Annotated in this window: 20 protein-coding genes; 12 read left to right on the top strand and 8 right to left on the bottom strand. The window is 65.7% G+C overall.

The annotated features are described in order from the left end of the window. Positions 1–243: 243 nt before the first annotated feature. The gene (locus MHM88_RS07435; protein ID WP_239320539.1) at positions 244–744 is read left to right on the top strand and encodes an Lrp/AsnC family transcriptional regulator; all 501 of its coding nucleotides are present in this window, start codon (positions 244–246) and stop codon (positions 742–744) included. A gap of 147 nt (positions 745–891) precedes the next feature. Here MHM88_RS07435 and MHM88_RS07430 read toward each other — a convergent pair whose 3' ends face one another. The 5 genes from MHM88_RS07430 to lgt form a co-directional block, all read right to left on the bottom strand. After that, positions 892–1,662 (bottom strand): Hint domain-containing protein, encoded by a 771-nt coding sequence (locus tag MHM88_RS07430; RefSeq protein ID WP_239320542.1) that lies wholly within the window; start codon positions 1,660–1,662, stop codon positions 892–894. 242 nt (positions 1,663–1,904) lie between these two features. Further along, positions 1,905–2,075: a hypothetical protein gene (locus tag MHM88_RS07425; protein ID WP_239362075.1), complete on the bottom strand. Its 171-nt coding sequence runs from the start codon at positions 2,073–2,075 to the stop codon at positions 1,905–1,907. A gap of 264 nt (positions 2,076–2,339) precedes the next feature. Further along, the gene (gene pgeF / locus MHM88_RS07420) at positions 2,340–3,107 is read right to left on the bottom strand and encodes a peptidoglycan editing factor PgeF (RefSeq protein ID WP_239362072.1); all 768 of its coding nucleotides are present in this window, start codon (positions 3,105–3,107) and stop codon (positions 2,340–2,342) included. After that, complete coding sequence (locus MHM88_RS07415; RefSeq protein WP_239320549.1) at positions 3,104–4,192, bottom strand: class I SAM-dependent methyltransferase; 1,089 nt, start codon at positions 4,190–4,192, stop codon at positions 3,104–3,106. The genes pgeF and MHM88_RS07415 overlap by 4 nt, the downstream gene beginning before the upstream one ends. Beyond that, entirely contained in the window at positions 4,189–5,097 is a 909-nt protein-coding gene (gene lgt, locus MHM88_RS07410; RefSeq protein ID WP_239362049.1) for a prolipoprotein diacylglyceryl transferase, read from the bottom strand. Before lgt ends, MHM88_RS07415 begins: the two co-directional genes overlap by 4 nt. Before the next feature lie 114 nt (positions 5,098–5,211). On the opposite strand from lgt, the gene MHM88_RS07405 reads away from it, so the two are divergent. The 5 genes from MHM88_RS07405 (at position 5,212) to MHM88_RS07385 (ending at position 8,696) form a co-directional block, all read left to right on the top strand. Continuing rightward, on the top strand, positions 5,212–5,457 hold the full coding sequence (locus MHM88_RS07405) for an accessory factor UbiK family protein (RefSeq protein ID WP_239320553.1): 246 nt from the start codon (positions 5,212–5,214) through the stop codon (positions 5,455–5,457). Between the two features lie 550 nt (positions 5,458–6,007). Further along, positions 6,008–6,508: a YbjN domain-containing protein gene (locus tag MHM88_RS07400; protein WP_239320555.1), complete on the top strand. Its 501-nt coding sequence runs from the start codon at positions 6,008–6,010 to the stop codon at positions 6,506–6,508. 61 nt (positions 6,509–6,569) lie between these two features. Further along, a complete protein-coding gene (gene proC / locus MHM88_RS07395) occupies positions 6,570–7,385 on the top strand; it encodes a pyrroline-5-carboxylate reductase (RefSeq protein WP_239362030.1) in 816 nt (271 codons plus the stop codon). Continuing rightward, complete coding sequence (locus MHM88_RS07390) at positions 7,378–7,728, top strand: tRNA-binding protein (RefSeq protein WP_239362027.1); 351 nt, start codon at positions 7,378–7,380, stop codon at positions 7,726–7,728. The genes proC and MHM88_RS07390 overlap by 8 nt, the downstream gene beginning before the upstream one ends. A 17-nt stretch (positions 7,729–7,745) precedes the next feature. Next, entirely contained in the window at positions 7,746–8,696 is a 951-nt protein-coding gene (locus tag MHM88_RS07385; RefSeq protein ID WP_370687468.1) for a 2-hydroxyacid dehydrogenase, read from the top strand. Between the two features lie 391 nt (positions 8,697–9,087). Here MHM88_RS07385 and MHM88_RS07380 read toward each other — a convergent pair whose 3' ends face one another. Continuing rightward, the gene (locus tag MHM88_RS07380) at positions 9,088–9,678 is read right to left on the bottom strand and encodes a thymidine kinase (RefSeq protein ID WP_239362022.1); all 591 of its coding nucleotides are present in this window, start codon (positions 9,676–9,678) and stop codon (positions 9,088–9,090) included. Between the two features lie 580 nt (positions 9,679–10,258). On the opposite strand from MHM88_RS07380, the gene MHM88_RS07375 reads away from it, so the two are divergent. Next, positions 10,259–10,717 (top strand): hypothetical protein, encoded by a 459-nt coding sequence (locus MHM88_RS07375; protein ID WP_239320565.1) that lies wholly within the window; start codon positions 10,259–10,261, stop codon positions 10,715–10,717. A gap of 453 nt (positions 10,718–11,170) precedes the next feature. Here MHM88_RS07375 and MHM88_RS07370 read toward each other — a convergent pair whose 3' ends face one another. Continuing rightward, complete coding sequence (locus tag MHM88_RS07370) at positions 11,171–12,310, bottom strand: beta-ketoacyl-ACP synthase III (protein WP_239362020.1); 1,140 nt, start codon at positions 12,308–12,310, stop codon at positions 11,171–11,173. A gap of 196 nt (positions 12,311–12,506) precedes the next feature. Between MHM88_RS07370 and MHM88_RS07365 the strand changes: the two genes are divergently transcribed. The 3 genes from MHM88_RS07365 to MHM88_RS07355 are packed head-to-tail and all read left to right on the top strand — an operon-like array spanning position 12,507 to position 17,108. Further along, the gene (locus MHM88_RS07365; RefSeq protein WP_239320570.1) at positions 12,507–12,989 is read left to right on the top strand and encodes a MarR family winged helix-turn-helix transcriptional regulator; all 483 of its coding nucleotides are present in this window, start codon (positions 12,507–12,509) and stop codon (positions 12,987–12,989) included. After that, complete coding sequence (locus tag MHM88_RS07360; protein WP_239362018.1) at positions 12,986–14,047, top strand: efflux RND transporter periplasmic adaptor subunit; 1,062 nt, start codon at positions 12,986–12,988, stop codon at positions 14,045–14,047. Before MHM88_RS07365 ends, MHM88_RS07360 begins: the two co-directional genes overlap by 4 nt. 10 nt (positions 14,048–14,057) lie before the next feature. Beyond that, entirely contained in the window at positions 14,058–17,108 is a 3,051-nt protein-coding gene (locus MHM88_RS07355; protein WP_239362007.1) for an efflux RND transporter permease subunit, read from the top strand. Between the two features lie 645 nt (positions 17,109–17,753). Here MHM88_RS07355 and carB read toward each other — a convergent pair. Then, entirely contained in the window at positions 17,754–21,116 is a 3,363-nt protein-coding gene (gene carB / locus MHM88_RS07350) for a carbamoyl-phosphate synthase large subunit (protein WP_239362001.1), read from the bottom strand. Between the two features lie 205 nt (positions 21,117–21,321). Here carB and MHM88_RS07345 point away from each other — a divergent pair, with 205 nt between their 5' ends. Together MHM88_RS07345 and MHM88_RS07340 are read left to right on the top strand one after the other, a co-directional pair. Further along, entirely contained in the window at positions 21,322–22,461 is a 1,140-nt protein-coding gene (locus MHM88_RS07345) for an aminodeoxychorismate synthase component I (protein WP_370687466.1), read from the top strand. After that, positions 22,416–23,060 (top strand): aminotransferase class IV family protein, encoded by a 645-nt coding sequence (locus MHM88_RS07340; protein ID WP_239361988.1) that lies wholly within the window; start codon positions 22,416–22,418, stop codon positions 23,058–23,060. Before MHM88_RS07345 ends, MHM88_RS07340 begins: the two co-directional genes overlap by 46 nt. Positions 23,061–23,089 lie beyond the last annotated feature (29 nt).

Below are 23,089 nucleotides of genomic sequence, written 5' to 3'. Positions count from 1 at the left end.
GGTGTTTCCCCACGTCAGATGTGCTTGCGGTCTTGCCGCCGTCGGAGACTGCATATAACTGCGACGCGCGCATGCTTAAAGACCCTCATTCTTGCATCCTGTGCAAGCCCGGCTGCCGGTTTCCAAAGCAGCTGCCATCACAGCGGGCGCCGGGGTTACAAGAATGTTGCGAGATTGTGAAATATTGTTGCGTGAGCACGCGCCCCTGCTATAAGAAGTGCAAATTTCAGGAGAATGCACCCCATGGTCACCACACGTCTGGACCCGATCGACCGCAAGATTCTGTCGGAGCTACAGGCCGATGGCCGGATGACGAATGTCGAACTGGCCAAGCGCGTCGGAATTTCCGCGCCGCCCTGCCTGCGCAGGGTGCGGGCGCTGGAGGAGGCCGGGCTGATCCGCGGCTACCACGCGGAAGTGAACGACCGCGAGCTGGGCTTTGAGGTCCAGGTCTTTGCCATGGTGGGTCTGGAGAGCCAGGCGGAGGCGGAGCTGTCGGCCTTTGAGGAGAAATGCCGCGGCTGGCCGCTGGTGCGCGAGTGCCACATGCTGAACGGCGAGGTGGATTTCATCCTGAAATGCGTGGCGCCGGATCTGTCGACCTTTCAGCGTTTCCTGACCAGCGATCTGCTGACCACGCCGAATGTGGCCAGCGTCAAGACCTCGCTGGTGATCCGCGGCGCCAAGGACGAGCCCGGCGTGCCCTTTGACGTGCTGGAAGAACGGCTGGCGCGCGAGGCCTGACGCCCTCGGCGCGTCTGCGATACGCGTGGTCATACGCTGCGATCCGATGGCCCCCAGACAGAAAACCCCGCACAGACAGAAAACGCCCGTCCCTGATGCCAGAGCGGGCGTTTTGCATGTTGTGCCGCCTGTTGGCGCGTTGCGGCCCTAGGCCTGCGCGACCCGGGTGCGATCAAAGGCGAGCGGGCCAAACCCGGCGATCGAGTCCACCTGCGGGAACATGTTCAGATAGAGCGTCTTGATCGGGTAGCTGACCAGCCGCAGCGCGTCGGGGCCGGGGTGATAGGTCTCGAACTCCAGCCCGCCGACGCGGATCACCGCATGCCGGGCCAGACACAGGTGATACATGTCGACCGGCGCCGGGGGCGTGGTTTCGACGATGTTCATCCCGTCGAGGAACTCGGTCACCGGGGTCAGCAACGGGCCCTTGTCCTCGGCTGGGCGCAGATGCGCCGGGGTGCGCAGCAGACGCGCGGCGGGGCCAGTCACGACGCAGGAGCTGGGCTTGGCCATGCCGAGGCTGTCGGCCATGAAACTGGTAAGCGCCAGCCGGGCCCCGGTGGCGGTCTTGCGGCCGGGGACCATCGTGGTCATGCCCTTCCAGACCACCGGCTCGTAGGTGCCGCTGTGGGTCAGGACCTGATCGCCGGGAAAGAGATCCTCGATCGCCACCGGGCCATAATCCGTTTCCACCAGCGAGCCGCGGGTGAAGGCGGTGAAGGCCTGTTCGAACAACGGCAGCGCCGGCGCGATGTGCCGGGTCTCGGCGAGGTTTCCGTTCGGCAGCAGGCTGGCCACCTCGTAGCGACGCAGCTGCGGTTTGGTGTCAGCACGCGGAGCGGCGGATGGGTCCCGCAGCAGCGGTTGGGTCTTGGCGATATTCGCGGCAGCGCGCTGCAACGACTGAGGTAAGGTCATGGCCCTGGCCTCCTTGCTTGTGGCACGAAGTCCGGCCCCCACCGGTGTCTTCGTGCGTGATGTGTGCCCCGCCCGGGACAATACGCAGAACCGGCCCCGGATCCGGACTGGTCAGCAGATCGACCAGCGGACCCCGAACGGGGCGGCACGCGCAGGGGCGGGATATGCGTCCTGCATGGTCCGGGGGCGAGTGGTTGTCCCGGGTGCAGGGGCTGCCGGGTTCTCCGGCGGGAAAAATCCGCTCAGGCGGCCTTGGCGGTCTGGGTCGAAGCGGTCGCAGCGGTTTCGGTGGCCTTGGCGCGACGGCGGGCGATCATCGCCTTGCGCGTGGCGCCGCGGGTCCAGGGCATGCGGACCTCCTGTGCTTTGGAGGTGGCAATGATGGATTTCACGAAACGTGACTGCGACGGCATATTCAAACTCCCTGGCGCCCGAGGGCGGATCAAATCTTAACGCATTCTGTTTTCGACGATCATTGCGGTTTGAATATGACCAACTGGTGGAAACTGCGCAGGCCGTTAATAATTTGCCGGAGCAGCGTCCAGGGCTCTGAAATTCATGAATAAAATGGCGTTGATTGACGCAGGGGAAGGGGTGGTGCAGGGGCCACGGCACAGAAATATGGCAGGATTGGTGCGACCGGCGCGCCAAAGCGCTGGCGCGCGATCACCTCTGCGTCAGAGCCGGATGCAGGAGATCAGGCGCCCGTAGTCGGCTTCCTTGGCGTGGGTGCTGCGGCGATAGGAATAGAACCGCTCTGGATCGCTGTAGGTGCAGTGGCGGGTCCATGCGCAGTGGTCGATCCCGGCGGCGCGCAGCCGGGCAAGGCCGAGGCCCGGCAGGTCGAACTGCATGCGGTCGCCCTGACCCTGGGCGAAGAATCGGCCATTGGCCGGATCCTGCATCATGAAATCATCAAAGAAGTCCGGTCCGACCTCATAGGCGCGCTGCGAAATCGTCGGGCCGATCACCGCGCGCAGCCCGGCACGGCTGGCGCCCAGGGCCAGCATCGCCTCGACCGTGGCCTCCAGCACCCCGTCGAGGGTGCCGCGCCAGCCGGCGTGGGCGGCGCCGATGACGCCGGCTTCGGGATCGGCAAACAGCACCGGCTGGCAATCGGCGGTCAGCACCGACAGCACCACGCCGGGGGTCGCGGTCACCATGGCATCGGCCCTGGGGCGGGGCGCGTCGGGATCTTCGGGCAGCCCGTCGACCACGGCCACATCGGCGGAATGCACCTGATGCATGCCGAGGAGCGCGTCGGTCGGGGCGGCCATCGCCGCAGCGACGCGGGCGCGGTTCAGCATCACGGCCTCGCGCTGATCCGAGGATCCGACGCCGCAGTTGAGCCCCGCAAACACGCCGGAGGAGGCGCCGCCCTTGCGGGTGAAGAACCCGTGCGCGACGGGGGCCAGAAGATCGGATGTGACAGATTCAAGCGTCATTTTTCCAGTCCTGCGGGGGGAGGGCATTGGGCGGGATAGAGGCCGAGCACTTTGAACAGGTTTCCCATTTCCTCCGGGTGCGTCAACCGTCGATGTGCGGCGATCAACTGGTCGAGCGGATCTCCGTCCAGCCCGGCGGCCAGGGCGCGGGCGCGTTCGGAAATGCCGAGCCGCTCCAGGAACACGCCCTGCGGGGTCAGCCGCGTATGGGCGCAGCCGCAGGCGCGGGCGGCGCGGCAGAGGGTTTCGAAATCCACATGCGCGGTGAGATCGGCGGCGCCGGGATGCTCCAGCGGATCGGCGGGGGCCTTGGCGCGCAGCGCTTGCAGGGTGTCGCCGAGCGACCGCCAGTCGCCGTAGTCCACCACCAGGGCGGCGCCGCCGTGCTCTGCGATGCGCTGGGCGATCGCCTCGGTGACGACCATGGCGATTTCGCAATGTTCCACCAGATCGCCGTCGCGGGTGTCGTCGAGCCGATGCGCCAGGGCGGGCTGGGGGGCGGGCGCGCCGAGGCCCAGGGTCAGGGCTGTGGCTGCGCCGGTCTCGCCAGCCTCGGCGCGTCCGACCCGGCGTTCGCGCCACTGGTCGCCGTCGCGCTGGAACTGCCGGATCGGCAGCGCGTCGAAGAATTCATTGGCCACCAGATAGAGCGGCTGCTGGGGCAGGTCCTCGACCGAGGGCAGCCAGCGCGGGGCGTGGGCCTTGAGCGCTGCCGCCTGCTGTTCGCGCAGGCGCGGGGCGGCCTCGATCAGCACCAGCTCCATGGCGTCGTGGAACCCGGGCACCGCGCGGGTGGCGCGCAGCATATCGACCATCAGGGTGCCGCGGCCGGGGCCGAGTTCGGCCAGGGTGAAGGGCGCGGGGCGTCCCTGGTCGAGCCAGGCCTGCACCAGTGCCAGTCCGAGGAGTTCGCCGAACATCTGGCTGATCTCCGGCGCGGTGATGAAATCGCCCTCGGCCCCGATCGCGGTGGCGGTGGTATAATAGCCGTGGGCCGGGTTCAGCAGGCATTCGGACATGTAATCCGCAACGCTGATCGGCCCGTCGAGGGTGATGCGGCGCAGCAGGGTTTCCATCAGGCTCATGCGGTGGCCTCCGGTGCGGGGGCGCGGCGGGCGCGCAGGAGGAACCACAGCCCCAGCGCGATCATCGGCAGCGACAGGGCCTGACCCTGGGTCAGCCCGTAGCCGCCGATCTGCCAGGCGAGGCCCAGCGGGTTGCCCTCCGAGACGAACTGGGCGTCGGGCTGGCGGAAGAACTCCACAACAAAGCGGGCAGCGCCATAGCCGGCCAGAAAGGTACCGAGGATGCGGCCGGGGGCCTGAAAGGCGCGGTGGCGGTAGACCAGCCACAGGATCAGTGCGCCGAGGATCAGCCCCTCCAGCGCCGCCTCGTAGAGCTGGCTGGGGTGGCGGGCGCAGATCTCGCCCAGGGCCTGGCCGCAGTCCTGCGCGGCGCGCCCCGGAAAGGCGACCCCCCAGGGCAGGTCGGTGGCGCGGCCCCACAGCTCGGCATTGACGAAATTCGCCAGCCGCCCCAGCAGCAGGCCCGGGGCCACGGTATGGGCGACCAGATCGGCGATCTGCAAGCTGTTGATGTTCTGCGCCCGGGCATAGAGCCATGCGGCCAGCACAACCCCGAGAAGACCGCCATGGAAGGCCATGCCGCCCTCCCAGATGCGCAGGATCTGTGCGGGATTTTCTAGATAGACAGAGGGCTGGTAGAACAGCACATAGCCCAGTCGCCCGCCGAGGATCACGCCGAGGATGATCCAGGTCATCAGATCCTCGACCTGGCGCGGGGTCATCGGTGCGGCCTCTGCGGGCCAGAGCGCCGGGCGTTTGACCGCGCGCACGGCCAGGTGCCAGGCGATCAGGATGCCGACGATATAGGCCAGCGCATACCAGCGCAGCGCGAACTCCATGCCGAAGAGGGAGACCGAAAAGATCTCGGGCGAAAGGTTCGGGAAGGGGATCATGTCAGCCAGCATGGGGGTCTCTGTGCCTCTTTGGGGCAAGTCCTGTCAACGGCTTGCCGTTTCTGCCTCAAGCGCCCATATAGGGGGCAAGCCTCACAGAGGTAAGACATGAACCGGGAGATGGCCATGCAGACCCGCAACAAGATTATGGACGATATTTCGCAGCTGATGACCAACGCCATGGGCGTGGCGCAGGGGGCGAAGGACGAAGCCGAGACCGCGATGAAGGGCATGATCGACCGCTGGCTGGCCGATCGCGATTTCGTGACCCGGGAAGAGTTCGACGCGGTGCGCGCCATGGCGCAGAAGGCGCGCGAGGAAAACGCGGCGCTGAAGGCCCGGCTGGACGCGCTGGAAGCCAAGTCCGACTGACCCATCCGGGCGCGAACGGCCCATGTGTCGGCCCATCCGCCCGGCACGGGCCGATCCGCCGCGCGCTGGTACCAAGCGGCAAAAGGGATGCGTTGACGCATCCCTTTTTCAGTTTCAGCCCGGGTCGGAGCGGATGCTCCGCCCCGGGCCGTGGCGCGTGCCGGGAGCGCCGCGCGGATCTTCTGACCGGGTGGCAGGTCGGGCGCGGCGGGGAATCAGCGCGGTTACATGGCTGTCGCGGGGGGAATATGGCAGCGCCTCCGGGCCGTGATCCGCAGCGCGGGCGCGGCCTCTCCGGTTCCGGACCACCAGTCTAGGCAGCTCGGGTAACGCTCCTGTGTCAGCCTAGCACAACATCGATATTTTGCACGTTTTTTCCAGTCATCCACAACTTATTGCAGTTGTCCCCAAATAAAGGGTTGCCAGACGCTGGCCGCAGGATCACCATATTTAGTAGGGAGCGGGGAAACCCTCCCCGGTCCTTAGATCAGACAGCTAGCAATAGGGGCACATCGGGTTCCCATAAGCTAGAGACCAGAGAGGTGGCATCATGGCACTTTCCGAGCACGAGTTGCAGGACGACCTTCACCCCATCGACATCGTTGAGAACCTGGCCTCCCATCACGACTGGGATTTCGACCGGATTGCCGACGATCAGATCGCCATGGCGGTCGAGGGACAGTGGCGCACCTATTCCCTGACGCTGGCCTGGTCCGATTATGACGAGACATTGCGGCTGGTGTGCAGCTTCGAGATGGAGCCGCCGGCGGCCAAGGTGCCGCAGCTCTATGAGCTGATCAACCACATGAATGACCAGTGCTGGGCCGGGGCGTTCAGCTACTGGCCGGAGCACAAGCTGATGCTGTATCGCTATGGCCTGGTGCTGTCGGGCGGGCAGATGGCCACGCCGGAGCAGGTCGATGCGATCGTGCAGGCGGCGGTGGGCAACTGCGAACGCTATTACCCGGCGATCCAGCTGATGGTCTGGGGCGAGCGCCCGGCCAAGGAGGCGATGCAGGTCGCCATTGCAGAGGCCTACGGGCGCGCGTAAGTCTTGCCCCCATCAACCGGTTTTGGATCGGTGACGAGCTGAACGACAGATGGGGGTTATCATGGATATGGAACAGATCGCGGCGCGGGGGCTGGTGCTTTTGGGCTGCGGCAAGATGGGATCGGCCATGCTGGCGGGCTGGCTGGAGCGCGGGTTGCCGCGTGAGGCCGTCTATGTGATGGACCCCAAACCTTCGGACTGGCTGAAGGGCACCGGGGTGCATATCAATGCCGCCGCACCGGAAGCGCCTGCCATCGTGCTGGTGGCGGTGAAACCCCAGATGATGGGCGCGGCGCTGCCCTCGGCGAAATCCTATGGGGGCGGTGGGACGCTGTTCATTTCGGTGGCCGCCGGCACGTCGATCCAGACCTTCGAGGACATGCTGGGCGCCGGCACGCCGATCGTGCGGGCCATGCCCAACACGCCGGCTGCGGTCGGGCGCGGCATCACCGCGATCATCGGCAATGCCCATGTGGGCGAGGCGCAGCTGGCGCAGGCCGAAGCGCTGTTGCAGGCGGTGGGTCAGACCGTGCGGCTGGAGAGCGAAGACCAGATGGATGCGGTGACCGGCGTCAGCGGCTCCGGCCCGGCCTATGTGTTCCACCTGATCGAGACATTGGCGGCAGCAGGCGTGGCGCAGGGCCTGTCGGAGGATCTGGCGATGCAGCTGGCCAAGGCGACCGTGGCGGGGGCCGGGGCGCTGGCGGAGGCGGCCGAGGAAGATCCCGCCCAGTTGCGGGTCAATGTAACCAGCCCCAATGGCACCACCCAGGCGGCGCTTGAGGTGCTGATGGATGCGGAGACGGGCTTCCCGCCGCTGTTGCAGCGCGCGGTGGCGGCGGCGGCCAGGCGGTCCGAGGAGCTGTCCCGTGGCTGAGATTTCCTTTGACGATTTTCTGAAGGTGGATGTGCGCGTCGGCACGGTGGTCCGGGCAGAGGCCTTTCCGGAGGCGCGCAAGCCGGCGATCAAGATGTGGATCGACTTTGGCGACGAGATCGGTGAGCGCAAGACCTCGGCCCAGGTGACGGCGCATTACGCGCCCGAGGCGTTGGTCGGCAAGCAGGTGATGGCGGTGGTGAATTTCCCGCCGCGCCAGATCGGCACATTCATGTCCGAGGTGCTGGTGCTGGGGCTGCCGGACGCAAAGGGCGAGATCGTGTTGATCGGCCCCGATGGCGACGTGTCCGCCGAGGTGCCGACCGGGGGACGGATGCACTGATGGCGGGCAGGGATGCGATGCGGGTGCTGGTGACGCGTCCGATGACGGCGGAGGTCACGGCGCGGGCGCAGGCGGAATTCGACGTGGAGATCCGGACGCAGACCACGCCGATGGGGCGCGACGAGATGATCGCCAGCCTGCGCGATTTTGATGTGGTGGTGCCGACCCTGGGGGATGCCTATGGGGCGGAGATCTTTACCGCCGCAGCCGCGCCGCGCTGCCGGTTGCTGGCGAATTTCGGCGTTGGGTTCAATCACATCGATGTGGCAGCGGCTCGGTCTGCGGGGGTGGCGGTGACCAATACGCCCGGGGCGGTGACCGATGCCACGGCGGAGATTGCGCTGACGCTGATGCTGATGAGTGCGCGGCGCGCGGCGGAGGGCGAGCGGCTGGTGCGCTCCGGCCAATGGGCGGGCTGGCACCCGACCCAGATGCTGGGGCTGCATCTGACCGGCAAGCGGCTGGGGGTTGTCGGGCTCGGGCGGATCGGGGATGCGATCGCGCGGCGGGCGCATTTTGGCTTTGGCATGCAGATTTCCTATGTGGCGCGCAGCGACAAGGCGACGGACTACCCGGCCCGACGTGCCGCGTCCCTGCCGGAGTTGGCAGCCGCCGTTGACATGCTGGTGGTTGCGGTGCCGGGCGGCGCGGAGAGCCGTCACCTGATTGATGCGCAGGTGCTGGCGGCGATGCCGCGCCATGCGCATCTGGTCAATATCGCCCGCGGCGAGGTCGTCGACGAGGCGGCGCTGATCGCGGCCTTGCAGGCGGAGCGGATCGCCGGTGCAGGGCTGGATGTTTACGAGTTCGAGCCCGAGGTGCCGCAGGCGTTGCGCGCGCTGGACACTGTGACCTTGCTGCCGCATCTGGGCACCGCCACCGAGGAGGTGCGCAGTGACATGGGCCATATGGCACTGGACAATGTGGCGGCACATCTGGCCGGGCTGTCGCTGCCCAATCCGGTCTAGGCGCTAGCTCCCCTCATCCAGCGCGGTGCGCCGCCCCCTGCGGCAAGGGGGCGTGGCAGCTGTGCCTGGGAAGACGGGGAGGCTCCCGCGCCCGCAGGTGGTTTGGCCCGTCGGGCCGCACCCCCTTGGCGGCCTTGGGCCGGGCAGCCAGCCCAACGGGCTGGCTGCGGCACGCAAGGTGCCCTTGGCACCTTGCGTGCCAGGCCCAACCGAACCGGGAGTGCCATCGGCACATCCCTGTTTGGGCGGGAGCAGCCCCTGTTTGGTCCTGACATCTCGTTTTGCCGGGGCACGGGGTGCGCAGAGCGGCGGCGGTGCGATCAGACTATGTGGAGTGCAGCGGGCTCACGCGATGTGTTTCGAGGGGGCTGCAGGGGCGGGGTCCGGGAGGTCAGCGCTCCGGCGCATCCCCCATCGCCTCGCGCCAGTGGCGGCGGCAGAGCGACACATAGCTTTCATTGCCGCCGATCTGCACCTGATCGCCTTGGGTCAGGACATTGCCCTGATCGTCCTGGCGCACCACCATGGTTGCTTTTTTACCGCAGTGGCAGATAGTGCGCACTTCGCGCATCTCATCCGCAAGCGCCAGCAGCGTCGCCGAGCCGGGGAACAGCTTGCCCTGGAAATCCACCCGCAGGCCGTAGGCCAGCACCGGCACCCGCAGGTCATCGACCACCCGGGCCAGCTGCCAGACCTGATCGGGGGTCAGGAACTGCGCCTCATCCACAAAGATCGCGGCCACCGGTCCGTCCTCCAGCCGCCGGGAGACGCGGGCGAAGAGGTCGTCTTCGGGCAGGAAAACATCCGCCTCGGCACTGATGCCGATGCGCGAGGCAATGCGACCGGTGCCGGCGCGATCATCGATGCGCGCGGTCAGCAGATAGGTCTGCATGTTGTTCTCGCGATAGTTGTAGGATGCCTGCAGCAGCACGGTCGATTTGCCGGCATTCATCGTGGAGTAATTGAAGTAGAGCTTGGCCATGGCGCGGGCTTACCCCGTCGCGCGGGTTCGGAAAAGCTGAAAATGCGCCGTCGATGCTCCCCGGCGCCGGCCGTGGCAACAGCCCCCACCTTGTGCGGGGCGGGACCTCTTGGTCGCAGGTAAGTCGCAGGTAACGGGGTGGTCGCAGGTTGGGCAGGTATCGGGCCAGAGGGGCGGAACCGGGACTTGCACTGGCGCCGGCGCGCCGCTTGTCTTGCGGAGACTGGCGGGCAGGGTGGAGGCCTGTCGCGAAAGGCCTGTCACGACGGATGTGGCGATGCCCCCAGAGCAAGAGCGTGGGCTCAGGGCACCCAGTGCCTTATTCTGAACCGCACCCGGACCGAGGGGGCATCCAAACGGGCAGACCAATTACCGCAACAAGGATCGAAACCTCACTCACAAGCACGACCCTCTCACCTGCCGGGACACCAATGGTCACACACGCCACTCGTCACGTTGAGCTGTCACGGCAGGTATGGCAAAGGTATGCCAATTCAGTTAAGCAAACTTAATGGGAAATTAATCTCGAGGTTCCCCCGCCAGAGTGAGGCGGGGACATCGATTTGGGTGAAAGAGCATTATGGCGGATATCGGGACGTATCTGAAAAAACACACAGAAGCACTGGTGAAGGACGTGGGGATCGAAGCCGCCTGCCAGATCACCGGCAAGTCGAAGGCCACATTGGGACGCTATTATTCCGACAATGTGGAACATGCGGATCGTTTCATTCCCGTGGATGCGGTTGCAAAGCTGGAAGGGGCGTCGTCCTTTCCGCATGTGACCTCGGCGCTGGCGGATCTTAAGAACATCACGCTGTCCTATTCCGGCGAGCCCGGTACCGTGTCGCGCCCGGGTGGGGTCAACACCGATGTGATCGCGTTAAGCCGGCGTTTTGCGCAGTTGATGAGCGAGTATCAGGACGCGATCGCCGATGGCATCATCACCGTGAACGAGGCCAAGCGCCTGCTGAAGGAAACGGTGCTGCTGCAACAGGTGCTGCTGGATATGAAGCTGCACCTGGAAGAGGAAAGCACCTGACGCGCCAGCCCCGCTGATCCATTGGTGGTTGTGCGCAAGGGGTTGGGCCCCGCGGGCGTGCCGGGAGGTGGATTTTTGGGACGTGATCCGGCGCGATCCTGCGGAATTGGGGACTGTTTCATGGCACCAGGTGGATGGGGCCGGGATCGGTTTTTTTGGCTGAAAATTTCGGGTTTCAAACGGTGCGCGCCCTGACCGGGCGCGCGCTTTTTTGTGTGTTAATCGGGGCGATGGGCAGGCAAGGATCCACCAAAGCAGCAGCTTCAGATCCATCCCGGCCATGCCCCCGGTCTGCCGGACGCCGCTTGGGCGCAAGGAAAATAGCCGTATCCACGCCCGTCGCCCGCAGGCGGGGCCGGGCGCGGAGCCTCGGCGATTTGCCGTGCCCTCGGCGCTGATACGTCCGGCTGTCGGGGCGCAGGCGGGGATGGCTCCGAAGCAGCAGCGGTGGCGTCAGGCGCAGACAGCGGCCGCGTGGCGGCGCAGGATCACCGAGCCGACGGAATAGCCCGCCCCGAAGGAGCAGATCAGGCCGGTGTCGCCGGGGGCGAGATCGTCGGAATATTTGGAAAAGGCGATGATCGAACCGGCGGAGGAGGTATTGGCGTAGTCCTGCAGAATATTGGGCTGTTCGCCCGGCTCGGGGGTGCGACCGAGGACTTTCTTGCCGATGAAATCATTCATCGTCTTGTTGGCCTGATGCAGCCAGAGGCGCTTGAGCGCGGCGGCCTCCACCCCTTCGGCGGCCATGTGGTCGGCGATGTGCTGGCTGACCATCGGCAGCACCTCCTTGAACACCTTGCGGCCGTTCTGCATGAACTGCATGTCGCGGCGGTCGGTGACCCCGTCGGGGCGGGAGCGGCGCAGGAAACCGTTGTTGTTGCGGATATTGTTGGAAAACTCCGTGGCGCAGCGGGTCGAGAGGATCTCGAAATGGGCGCCGGTGGCATCGGCCTGCCGCTCGATCAGGGTGGCGGTGGCCACATCGCCAAAGATGAAGTGGCAATCGCGGTCGCGCCATTCCAGATGGCCGGAGCAGATCTCCGGGTTGACCACCAGCGCGGTGCGGATCGAGCCCGCGCGCACCATGTCGGCGGCGGCCTGGATGGCAAAGGTGGCCGAGGAGCAGGCGACATTCATGTCGAAGGCAAAGCCGCCGCAGCCCAGCAGCTGTTGCACTTCGATGGCGACGGCGGGGTAGGCGCGTTCCAGGTTGGAGGCGGCGCAGATCACCAGATCCACATCCGCGGCAGTGCGCCCGGCCTGGGCAAGCGCCTGTCTGGCCGCGTCCAGCGCCATTTCCGCCATGATGCCCGGTTCGTCATCGCTGCGCTGGCGCAGCCGTGGATGCATCACCGCCGGGTCGAGCACGCCGGTCTTGTCCATCACGTAGCGGCTCTGGATGCCGGAGGCCTTCTCGATGAACTCCTCCGAGGAATACTGCAACGGGGCGCGATCCCCGGCGGCGATCTCTGCGGCGTGTTCGGCGTTGTAGAGGTCCACATAGGCGTTGAAGGCGGTGACCAGTTCCGCATTGGTGATGCGCTCGGAGGGGGTGAAGACCCCGGTGCCGGTGATGGCGGGTGTATGCATGTCTGTGTCCCAGGTGGCGGATCCGTGACGGCTCCTGTCTCGAGGTGGCGCATATAGGGACCGTTTCAAGGTGCAAGGTCAAGGGCGGCAGCGGGCGGGGGAGCGCATGCCCTTGGGTCAGGTTGCAGCAAAAAGCGGGAAAGCTCCCCTTTAAATACTTCACGGTCTGAACTATCTCGCGGTCAGGAGACAGGACATGCATGCAGATTTTTCCGACAGCTGGGATCTCTTTACGCCCGAAGTGCAGGCCATGATGGGGGTCTTTGCGCTGCATTGGCAATTGGAGCAACGGCTGATTGATGCAAGTCTGGGGGAACAGCTGGGACGGTCCGAATGCCAGCTGCTGCTGATTCTCGCGCGGCCCCGCCGCATGGGGGAACTGGCGCGGCTGGCGTTGAAGGCGCCCTCGGTGGTGACCGCTGCGGCGGCGACGCTGGAGGCGCAGGGGTTGATCCGGCGCGTGCGGGATGCGCGTGACGGGCGGGCCTGGCTGCTGGAATTGACGGAAGACGGTCAGAACCGCCGACAACAGCTTGTCGCCCGGGCCTCTGCGGTCTTCTACGAGACATCGGGCCTGAGCGAGGAGGAAGCCAAGCTTCTCGCCGGGTTGGCGCAAAAGATACATAACAAGGCCGTTCAGTCGGGCGCTGTGGGACCCTGTGAAGGAGACGAGACATGACATTGAGATCAATCCGGGCGGTGTTGCTGGGGGCGGTTCTTGCATTGCCGCAGACTGTCGGCGCGCAGGAGGAGGCCGAACCGGCGGCGGTGCTGAAGCCGGTGAAGCTGATGACCGCAAACGGGGGCGCATCGCCGCTGGAGCGGCAGTTTTTCGGCCAGGTGGCGGCGAAGGAGACCGTGGACCTGGCGTTTCAGGTCGGCGGCCAGGTGCTGCGGCTGCCGGTGACCGAGGGCGATGTGGTGCCCGAGGGGGAGCTGATCGCACAGCTGGATCTTGAGACGTTTCAATTGCAGCTGGAGCAGGCGGTCCTGAACAAGCAGCAGGCGGACCGCGCCAAGGAGCGCAACGAACGCCTGGCCGGAACGGTGAGCCAGGTGGCGATCGAGGATGCGGAGACAGCCGCGGGCCTGGCCGAGGTGGCCCTGCGCACCGCCCAGACCAATCTGGATCATGCGACGCTTTATGCGCCCTTTGATGCGCTGGTGGCCCGCCGCGAGGTGGCGCTGTTTTCCACGGTTTCGGCCGGAACGCCGATCGCCCGGCTGCATGACATGTCGGAGCTGCATGTGGAAATCGACGTGCCGGAGCTGCTGTTCCAGCGCGCCAGCGAGAGCGACACATTTGACATCGTGGCAACCTTTCCGGGGTCGAGCACCGAATACCCGGCCGAGATCCTGGAATATGCCGCCGAGGCCTCTGCGGTGGGGCAGACCTATCGGGTGACCCTGCGGATGGACCCGCCGGAAGATCGCCAGATCCTGCCCGGGGCGTCGACCACGGTGAAGGTACGGGTGATGACCGGGCGCCACCGGATCGCGCTGCCGGCGACGGCGATCGTGACCACGCCGGCGGGCGAAACCGGGGTGATGATCTTCACCCCCACCGGCGCCGATCAGGGCTCGGTGCGCTGGACCGAGGTGGAGATCGAGCCGAACCAGTTTGGCACGTTTGACGTGCTGTCGGGGATTGCCGATGGCGACGAGGTTGTCCTGACCGGCGGTGCTGCGCTGGAAGACGGTCAGGCGGTGCGCCGCTTTACCGGTTTCAGCAACTGAGGCCCGCGACATGGATATTGCACGCGGATCGATTCAACGGCCTCTTTACACGTGGCTGATCATGCTCTTTGCCCTGTTCGGGGGCATCTGGGGGTTTCTCAACCTGGGACGGCTGGAAGACCCGGCCTTTACCATCAAGAACGCGGTGATCCAAACCACCTATCCCGGTGCCACCGCCGAGCAGGTGGCGCTGGAGGTGTCGGAGCCGCTGGAATCCGCCATCCAGAAGATGGAGGAAGTGAAGGAAATCAGCTCGATGAACCGGCCCGGCGTGTCGGTGATCGAGGTGGAGATGCAGGACACCTATGACGGCAACGAACTGCCGGCGATCTGGACCAAGCTGCGCGCCAAGGTGCGTGACGCGGCGCGGAGGCTGCCGGAGGGGGTCAGCGAGCCGCTGGTCAACGACAGTTTCGGCGACGTGTTTGGCATCTTCTACGCGGTGACGGCGGAAGGCTTTACCGACAAGGAGAAATACGAGCTGTCCACCTATCTGCGGCGCGAGCTGTTGACGGTGGACGGTGTGGCCGATGTGGATATTGCCGGGCTGCGCAACGAGACCATCTATGTCGAGCCGGACATGCCGATCGCCACCAACCTCGGGGTGTCGGTGCAGGCGATCGCCAATGCCATTGCCACCTCGAACTCGGTGACGCCTGCGGGCGAGATCAAGGCGGGGACGGTCAATACGCTGATGCAGACGCCGGAGGGCTCCGACTCGGTGTCCGAGATCGCCGGGCTGACGGTGGGCGTGGGTGGCGAGACCATCAATATCATCGATATTGCCAATGTCTGGCGCGGGCGCGAGATCGACCCGAGCGAGATCATCCGCTTCAACGGGGTCGAGGCCTTTACCCTTGGGGTGTCGGGCATTGCCAATGAAAACATCGTCGATGTCGGACACCGGGTGGATGCCAAGCTTGCCGAGCTGGATGGCGAAATCCCGGTCGGGGTCGAGCTGCATCCGATCTATCAGCAGCATATCGTGGTGGAAAAGGCCTCCAACGACTTTCTGGTGAACCTGGCGATGTCGGTGGCGATCGTGATCGTGGTGCTGGCCCTGTTCATGGGCTGGCGTGCGGCGATCGTGGTGGGCTCCACCCTGCTGCTGACGGTGGTGGGCACGCTGTTCTTCATGGCGATCTTCTCGATCGAGATGGAGCGGATCTCGCTTGGGGCGCTGATCATCGCCATGGGCATGCTGGTGGACAATGCGATCGTTGTCGCCGAGGGGATGCAGATCTCCATGCAGCGGGGCAAATCCTCGCGCGAGGCGGCGCATGAGGCGGCCTCCAAGACGCAGATCCCGCTGCTGGGGGCCACGGTCATCGGCATCATGGCCTTTGCCGGTATCGGTCTCAGCCCGGATGCCACCGGGGAATTCCTGTTCTCGCTGTTTGCGGTGATCGGCATTTCGCTGTTGCTGAGCTGGCTGCTGGCGCTGACGGTCACACCCTTGCTGGGGCATTATTTCTTCAAGCGTGGCACGGGCGAGGCGCAGGACAGCTATGGCGGTCTGCTGTTCCGGGCCTATGGCGCGCTGTTGCGCGCGGCGCTGAAGCTGCGCTGGCTGGTGGTCGCCGGTCTGGTGGCGATCACGGTGCTGTGTTTCATGGGCTTTGGCATGTTGAAGCAGCAGTTCTTTCCGAACTCCAACACGCCCTTGTTCTATGTCCATTACAAGCTGCCGCAGGGCACCGCGATCGAGACCACCTCGGCGCATATGGCAGAGGTCGAGGACTGGCTGGCAGCGCGCGATGACGTGGTGTCGGTGGCGACTTTCGTCGGCCAGGGGGCAACCCGGTTCCTGCTGACCTATTCGGCGCAGAAGGCCAACCCGAGCTACGGGCATCTGATTATCCGCACCGAGAGCCTGGAGCAGATCCCGGCCTTGCAGGCGGAGCTGGAATCCTACGGCAAGGCGCGCTTCCCCGAAGGCGAGTTCCGCACCGAACGGCTGGTCTTTGGTCCCGGCGGCGGCGCGCCGGTGGAGGTGCGGTTCTCCGGGCCCGATCCGGCGGTGCTGCGGCAGCTGGCGGAAGAGGCTAAGCTGGCGCTGGAAGAGGCAAGCGATCTGACCCGTGACATTCGCCACGACTGGCGCGAGCAGGAGCTGGTGCTGAAACCGGTCTATGCCACGGATCGGGCGCAGACCGCCGGGGTGACCCGGGATGCGATCTCCAACGCGCTGGAGTTCTCCACCAACGGCCTGACCACAGGTGTGTTCCGGGAGCGCGAGCGCCTGATCCCGATCGTGATGCGCCGACCGATGGAGGAGCCTTACAACCTGATGAACCAGGTGGTGTTCTCCGAAGCCGCAGGCGCCTGGATCCCGCTGGAGCAGATGCTCGACGGGGTGACTTACGAGGTGCAGAACACCCTGGTCCATCGCCGCGACCGGGTCTACACCATCACCGTGGGGGCCGATATCGACAGCGAGGTGACGGCGGCCACGGTCTTTGGCGAAGTGCAGGCGGCGGTCGAGGCGATCGAGGTGCCCCGGGGCTTCAAGATGGAGTGGGGCGGCGAGCACGAGAACTCCTCGGAGGCCAACGAGAGCCTTGGCAAGCAGTTGCCGCTGTCGCTCTTGATCATGGTGCTGATCTCGGTGCTGCTGTTCAACGCGATCCGCCAGCCGATCATCATCTGGCTCCTGGTTCCGATGAGCGTCAACGGCGTGGTGATCGGGCTGATGGGCACCGGCCTGCCGTTCACCTTTACCGCGCTGCTGGGTCTGCTGAGCCTGTCGGGCATGCTGATCAAGAACGGCATCGTGCTGGTCGAGGAGATCGACATCGTGCGCCGCGAAGAGGGGCTGCCGCTGCGCGAGAGCATCGTCAAGGCCTCGGTCTCGCGTCTGCGGCCGGTGATGCTGGCGGCGGTGACGACCATCCTGGGCATGGCGCCGCTGATGAGCGATGCCTTCTTCGTCTCCATGGCGGTGACCATCATGGGCGGGCTGGCCTTTGCCACCGTGCTGACCCTGGTGGCCGCGCCGGTGTTCTACCTGATCTTCTTCAAGGGGGTGGAACGGCGCGAGCGGGCGGCAGCCGCGGCCTGAGCGGCCTCCGGGCGCGGGCTGGCCTCGCGCCCTGGTGTCCTCTCGCGTCCTGGCGTCGGTCCGAGATAAGAAAAGCCCCGGGGACCTGTCCCGCGGGGCTTTTCCGTTTGGGGGAGATCAAGAGACGGCCATCCGTGAGGGGTGAGAGAGCAACGATGGCCTGGAGGGAACATGATCTTCCGCTGCCCTTCTGGGCTGCTCTATGCAGGGATCACTGTGACGCGGCGACCGAGTCGGCGCAACGCGAGCGGCGTTATCCCAACGTAAAGATCTGACTCAATTGAGTGAAATTCTGCGGGGCTTTGCGTGTTCCACGCTTAGATCAGGGGCACCAGCGGGACGTCGCAGGCGGCAAGTGTGAGCAATGTGAAAAGGCAGATCAGGTATCGCATGGGGCTGGGCTCCGGTGTGGTGCTGCATGGAAACAGGCGCAGGGATAGCCGGGAAACCTTTCGGCTGTATGAAAGCTGTGAAAGGCGCGCCTCGGGATGAACCGGGGGTGGCGGCGGCAGCGCAGGCCCGCAGGGCCTGCGCTGCCGCCGCCCGGATCGGATCGCCTGTGGCGATCCGACCGCCCTGCGGGCTCAAACAAGAAAACGCCCCCGGAACGGGGGCGTTTGCCGTTTTTTTTAGAAGGGGCAGGGCTCAGCCCTGCAGGCTCTTCACCTCGACGTCGCCCTCTGCCTGCGCCTGGATGGCGCGGGCGGCGGCATGGGCGCCGGCGGCGGTGGTGAAATAGGGGATCTTGTCATAGAGCGCCACTTCGCGCATCGGCTTGGAGTCCTCGACCGCCTGGGCGCCCTCGGTGGTGTTCAGCACCAGCTGGATGCCACCGTCCTTGAGCATGTCGACCACATGCGGGCGGCCCTCGTAGACCTTGTTGACCACCGAACACGCAACCCCGTGACCGGAGAGCCAGCCCTGGGTGCCGCGGGTGGCGACCAGTTCAAAACCCTGATCCAGCAGGATGCGGGCGGTGTCGAGCATCACCTCGGTCTTGTCGGTGTCGCGGATCGAGATGAAGGCGCGGCCCGCGCTGGGCAGCACCATGCCGGCCCCCATCTGCGCCTTGAGGAAGGCGCGCGCAAAGCTGCGGTCCCAGCCCATGACCTCGCCGGTGGAGCGCATCTCCGGGCCGAGGATGGTGTCGACACCGGGGAAGCGGGCGAAGGGCAGCACCGCCTCCTTGACCGAGAACCACGGCATGTCCGGGTCGGCCAGCGTCATCGGGTCGGCCATCGGCGTGTCCACGTCATAGCCCGCGTCCGGTTCATAGGGGGCGCGCTGGGGGAAGTTCGCCAGCGGCTCGCCCGCCATGATGCGCGCGGCGATGGAGGCAATGGCGCTGTCGGTGGCCTTGGCCACAAAGGGCACGGTCCGGGACGCACGCGGGTTGACCTCGATCAGGTAGATCTCATTGTCTTTGATCGCGAACTGCACGTTCATCAGACCAACCACATTGAGCGCCTTGGCCAGCGCAAAGCTCTGCTCCTTGATGCGCTCGATCACTTCCTTGTCGAGCGAGTAGGGCGGCAGCGAGCAGGCGCTGTCGCCGGAGTGCACGCCGGCCTCCTCGATGTGCTGCATGATGCCGGCCACATGCACGTCGGTGCCGTCGCAGAGCGCATCCACATCCAGTTCCACCGCGCCGGAGAGATAGCTGTCCAACAGCACAGGGCTGTCGCCGGAGACCACCACGGCCTCGTTGATGTAGCGCTTGAGGTGATCCATGTCGCGCACGATCTCCATCGCACGACCGCCCAGAACATAGGACGGACGGATGACCAGCGGGAAGCCGATTTCTTCTGCGATTTCAAGTGCTTGCGTATCAGTCGAGGCAATGCCGTTCTTCGGCTGCTTCAGGCCCAGCTCATTGACCAGCGCCTGGAAGCGCTCGCGGTCCTCGGCCAGGTCGATGGCGTCGGGCGTGGTGCCGAGGATCGGGATGCCCTCGGCCTCCAGCGCATTGGCGAGTTTGAGCGGGGTCTGGCCGCCGAACTGCACGATGACGCCATGCAGGGTGCCGTTCTCCTGCTCGACGCGCAGGATCTCCATCACGTGCTCCATGGTCAGGGGCTCGAAATAGAGGCGATCCGAGGTGTCATAGTCGGTCGACACCGTCTCCGGGTTGCAGTTGACCATGATGGTCTCGTAGCCCGCGTCGGTGAGCGCAAAACAGGCGTGGCAGCAGCAGTAGTCGAACTCGATGCCCTGACCGATGCGGTTGGGGCCACCACCGAGGATGACGACCTTTTTCTTGTCCGACGGGCGCGCCTCGCATTCCACGTCGCCCATCATCGGGGCCTCGTAGGTGGAATACATATAGGGCGTCTGCGCCTCGAATTCGGCGGCGCAGGTGTCGATGCGCTTGAACACGGCCTTGACGCCGAGATTGTGGCGGGCGCGGCGCACGTTGTCCTCGTCACGCCCGGTGAGCGCGCCGAGGCGGGCGTCGGTGAAGCCGAGCATCTTGAGCGCGCGCAGCCCGTCCTCGCGCATCGGCAGGCCGTTCTTGCGCACGTCGCGCTCGGCGTCGATGATCTCGCGGATGCGGGCGAGGAACCAGGGGTCGAACTTGGTGACGGCCTGGATCTCGTCATCGGACAGCCCGTGGCGCATCGCCTGGGCGATGGTGCGCAGCCGGTCCGGGGTCTGCTGGCTGATCGCCTTGATGACGGCGGCCTTGTCATCCGAACCGACGCTTTCCCAGAGCCCCGCCTGCACGCCGGGGATCTCGACCTCGTCAAAGCCGGTGAGGCCCGATTCCATCGAGGCCAGCGCCTTTTGCATCGATTCGTGGATGGTGCGGCCGATCGCCATTGCCTCGCCCACGGATTTCATCGCGGTGGTGAGGAAGGGCTCGGCACCGGCGAATTTTTCAAAGGCGAATTTCGGGATCTTGGTGACCACATAGTCGATGGTCGGTTCAAAGGAGGCCGGCGTCACCTTGGTGATGTCGTTGTCCAGCTCGTCCAGCGTGTAGCCCACGGCGAGTTTGGCGGCGATCTTGGCGATCGGGAAGCCGGTGGCCTTGGACGCCAGCGCCGAGGAGCGCGACACGCGGGGGTTCATCTCGATCACCACCATGCGGCCATCGTCGGGGTTCACCGCCCATTGCACGTTGGAGCCGCCGGTCTCGACGCCGATTTCCCGCAGCACCGCGATCGAGGCGGTGCGCATGATCTGGTATTCCTTGTCGGTGAGCGTCAGCGCCGGGGCCACGGTGATGCTGTCGCCGGTGTGCACGCCCATCGGATCGACGTTCTCGATCGAGCAGACGATGATCGCGTTGTCCGCCTTGTCGCGGACCACTTCCATCTCGTATTCCTTCCAGCCCAGCAGGCTTTCGTCGACGAGGATCTGGTTCACCGGCGAGGCATCCATGCCGGAGCGGCAGTAGTGGATGTAATCCTCGCGGTTGTAGGCGACGCCGCCGCCGGTGCCGCCGAGGGTGAAGGCGGGGCGGATGATCGCTGGCAGGCCGATGCCTTCAAGTTCCTCCAGGGCGATCTGCACGCCGGCCTCCAGATCCGCGGAGCCGTTTTCCTTTTTGGGCGCGGTGACGATGGTGGCGCGCGGGTTTTCCAGCCCCAGCCGGTCCATTGCCTCGCGGAACAGCTTGCGGTCTTCGGCCATCTCGATGGCCTCGCGCTTGGCACCGATCATCTCGACGCCGAATTTCTCCAGCACGCCCATTTCCTCGAGCGCGAGCGAGGTGTTGAGGCCGGTCTGCCCGCCCATGGTCGGCAACAGCGCGTCGGGGCGTTCCTTTTCGATGATCTTGGCGACGACCTCGGGGGTGATCGGTTCGATATAGGTGGCGTCGGCCAGCCCCGGATCGGTCATGATCGTGGCGGGGTTGGAGTTGACCAGGATGACGCGGTAGCCTTCTTCCTTCAGCGCTTTGCAGGCTTGCGCGCCGGAGTAGTCGAATTCGCAGGCCTGACCGATGATGATCGGTCCCGCGCCAATGATCATGATCGACTGGATATCGGTTCTTTTGGGCATGGCGTGGCGTCCTCTTGGAAAACTATGCGGCGTGGCAGTCTGAATCAGGCGCGGGCAGCGCCCAAATTGTCCTGCGTTATAGGGAGCGAGACAAAAGGTGCAAGGGGGATCGGCCCTGTGATGCATTTTGCCGTTTTCGGGCCTTTCCCGCGGCAGGCAAACCGCTATATGCGGGGCTCCACCAGCCTGCGAGGAGACTCTGACGGTGCGACTGCGTTTTGACAATGGCCCGGTGAGCGGGGATCAGGCCGGAGCGGTTCGGTTTGCCGATCCGGTGCGGATGATCGCTGCCGCCTGTGCGCAGGAGGTACCGGATGCGCTGGCGGCGCTGGATGAGGCGCGCGCCGAGGGCTATTGGGTTGCGGGCTATGCCTCTTACGAGCTGGGCTATGCGCTGGAGCCGCGCCTGCTGGCACGGATGCCGGAGCGCCGGCGTCTGCCGTTGATACAGTTCGGGGTGTACCGTGCGCCGGCGCGCGCCGATGTTCCGCGCTGGGCGGGCGATGCGGGGTTTGGCGAGGCGGTGCCGCGCTGGGACGCGGCGCGCTATGCTGAGGCCTTTGACCGGGTGAAGGCCCTGATCGGGGCGGGCGACATCTATCAGGCCAATCTGACCTTTCCCATCGATGTGCCGGCCTGGGGCCGTCCGGAGGCGCTCTATGCGGCGTTGGCGGAACGTCAGCCGGTGGGGCATGGGGTCCTGATCGAGCAGGAGGGCCTGCCCGCGATCCTGTCGCGCAGCCCTGAGCTGTTCTTTCGCACCACGGGTGAGGGCGTGATCGAGACCCGCCCGATGAAGGGCACCCAGCCGCGCAGCGCCGATCCGGCAGAGGATGCGCGGCGGCGCGACTTTCTGCAGGCGGATGAGAAGAACCGGGCCGAGAACCTGATGATCGTGGATCTGTTGCGCAACGATATCAGCCGCGTGGCCGAGACCGGATCGGTGCGGGTGCCGGACCTGTTCGCGATCGAAAGCTATGCGACCGTGCATCAGATGGTGTCGCTGGTGCGGGCGCGGCTGGCCGCGGGCTGTGGCCTCGCCGAGATCTTTGCCGCGCTCTATCCCTGCGGGTCGATCACCGGGGCGCCGAAGATCCGCGCCATGGAGGTGCTGCGCGATCTGGAACCCTGGGCGCGCGACATCTATTGCGGCTCGATCGGCTGGGCGGCACCGGACGGGCGGTCGGAGTTCAACGTGGCGATCCGCACGGTGCTGCTGGAGGGCGACCGCGCGACGTTCAATGTCGGCGGCGGGTTGGTCTGGGACAGCACCGCGGAGTCGGAATATGAGGAAGCGCTGTGGAAAGCCCGATTTGCACAGGTGACGACGCCGATTTCCGCCTGATCGAGACCTTTGGCTATGTGCCCGGTCGCGGTGTCGCGCGGCTGGATCTGCATCTGGCGCGGATGGCGCGGTCGGCAGAGGCCTTTGGCATCGCCTTTGATGCCGTGGCGGCTTCGCGTTTGGTGGCGGGGCTTGGGGGCGCGGCACCGCTGCGCTGTCGGATGACCCTCGCGGCAGATGGCGCGCTGGATCTGACCACATCGCCGATGCCGCCCGCGGCACCGGTGTGGCGGTTTGATATCGCCGAGGCGCGGCTGGAGGCGGAGGACCCGTTCTTGCGCCACAAGACCACCCGGCGGGGGCTCTACGATCAGGTGCGGCGCGAGCTTGCGAGCGGGCTGCAGGAGATGGTGTTCCTGAACACGCGCGGAGAGCTCTCCGAGGGCACGATCACCAATATCGCCGTCACCACCGCGCAGGGCGACAGGCTCACACCGCCGCTGGCCTCGGGCTGTCTGCCAGGGATCTGTCGTCAGAGCCTGCTGGAGGCGGGCGCGCTGCGCGAGGCGGTTCTGACGATGGATGATCTGCGGCAGGCGCGGGAGATCCATCTGATGAATGCACTGCGGGGACAGATGCCGGCGCAGCTTGGGCGCTAACCCGCGCGGCTTTTCCGAACAGGTGTTGC

The sequence above is a fragment of the Epibacterium sp. MM17-32 genome (assembly GCF_022348205.1).
In the GTDB taxonomy this organism is placed as follows: domain Bacteria; phylum Pseudomonadota; class Alphaproteobacteria; order Rhodobacterales; family Rhodobacteraceae; genus Epibacterium.
This window is presented reverse-complemented; position numbering and strand designations above follow the sequence as displayed.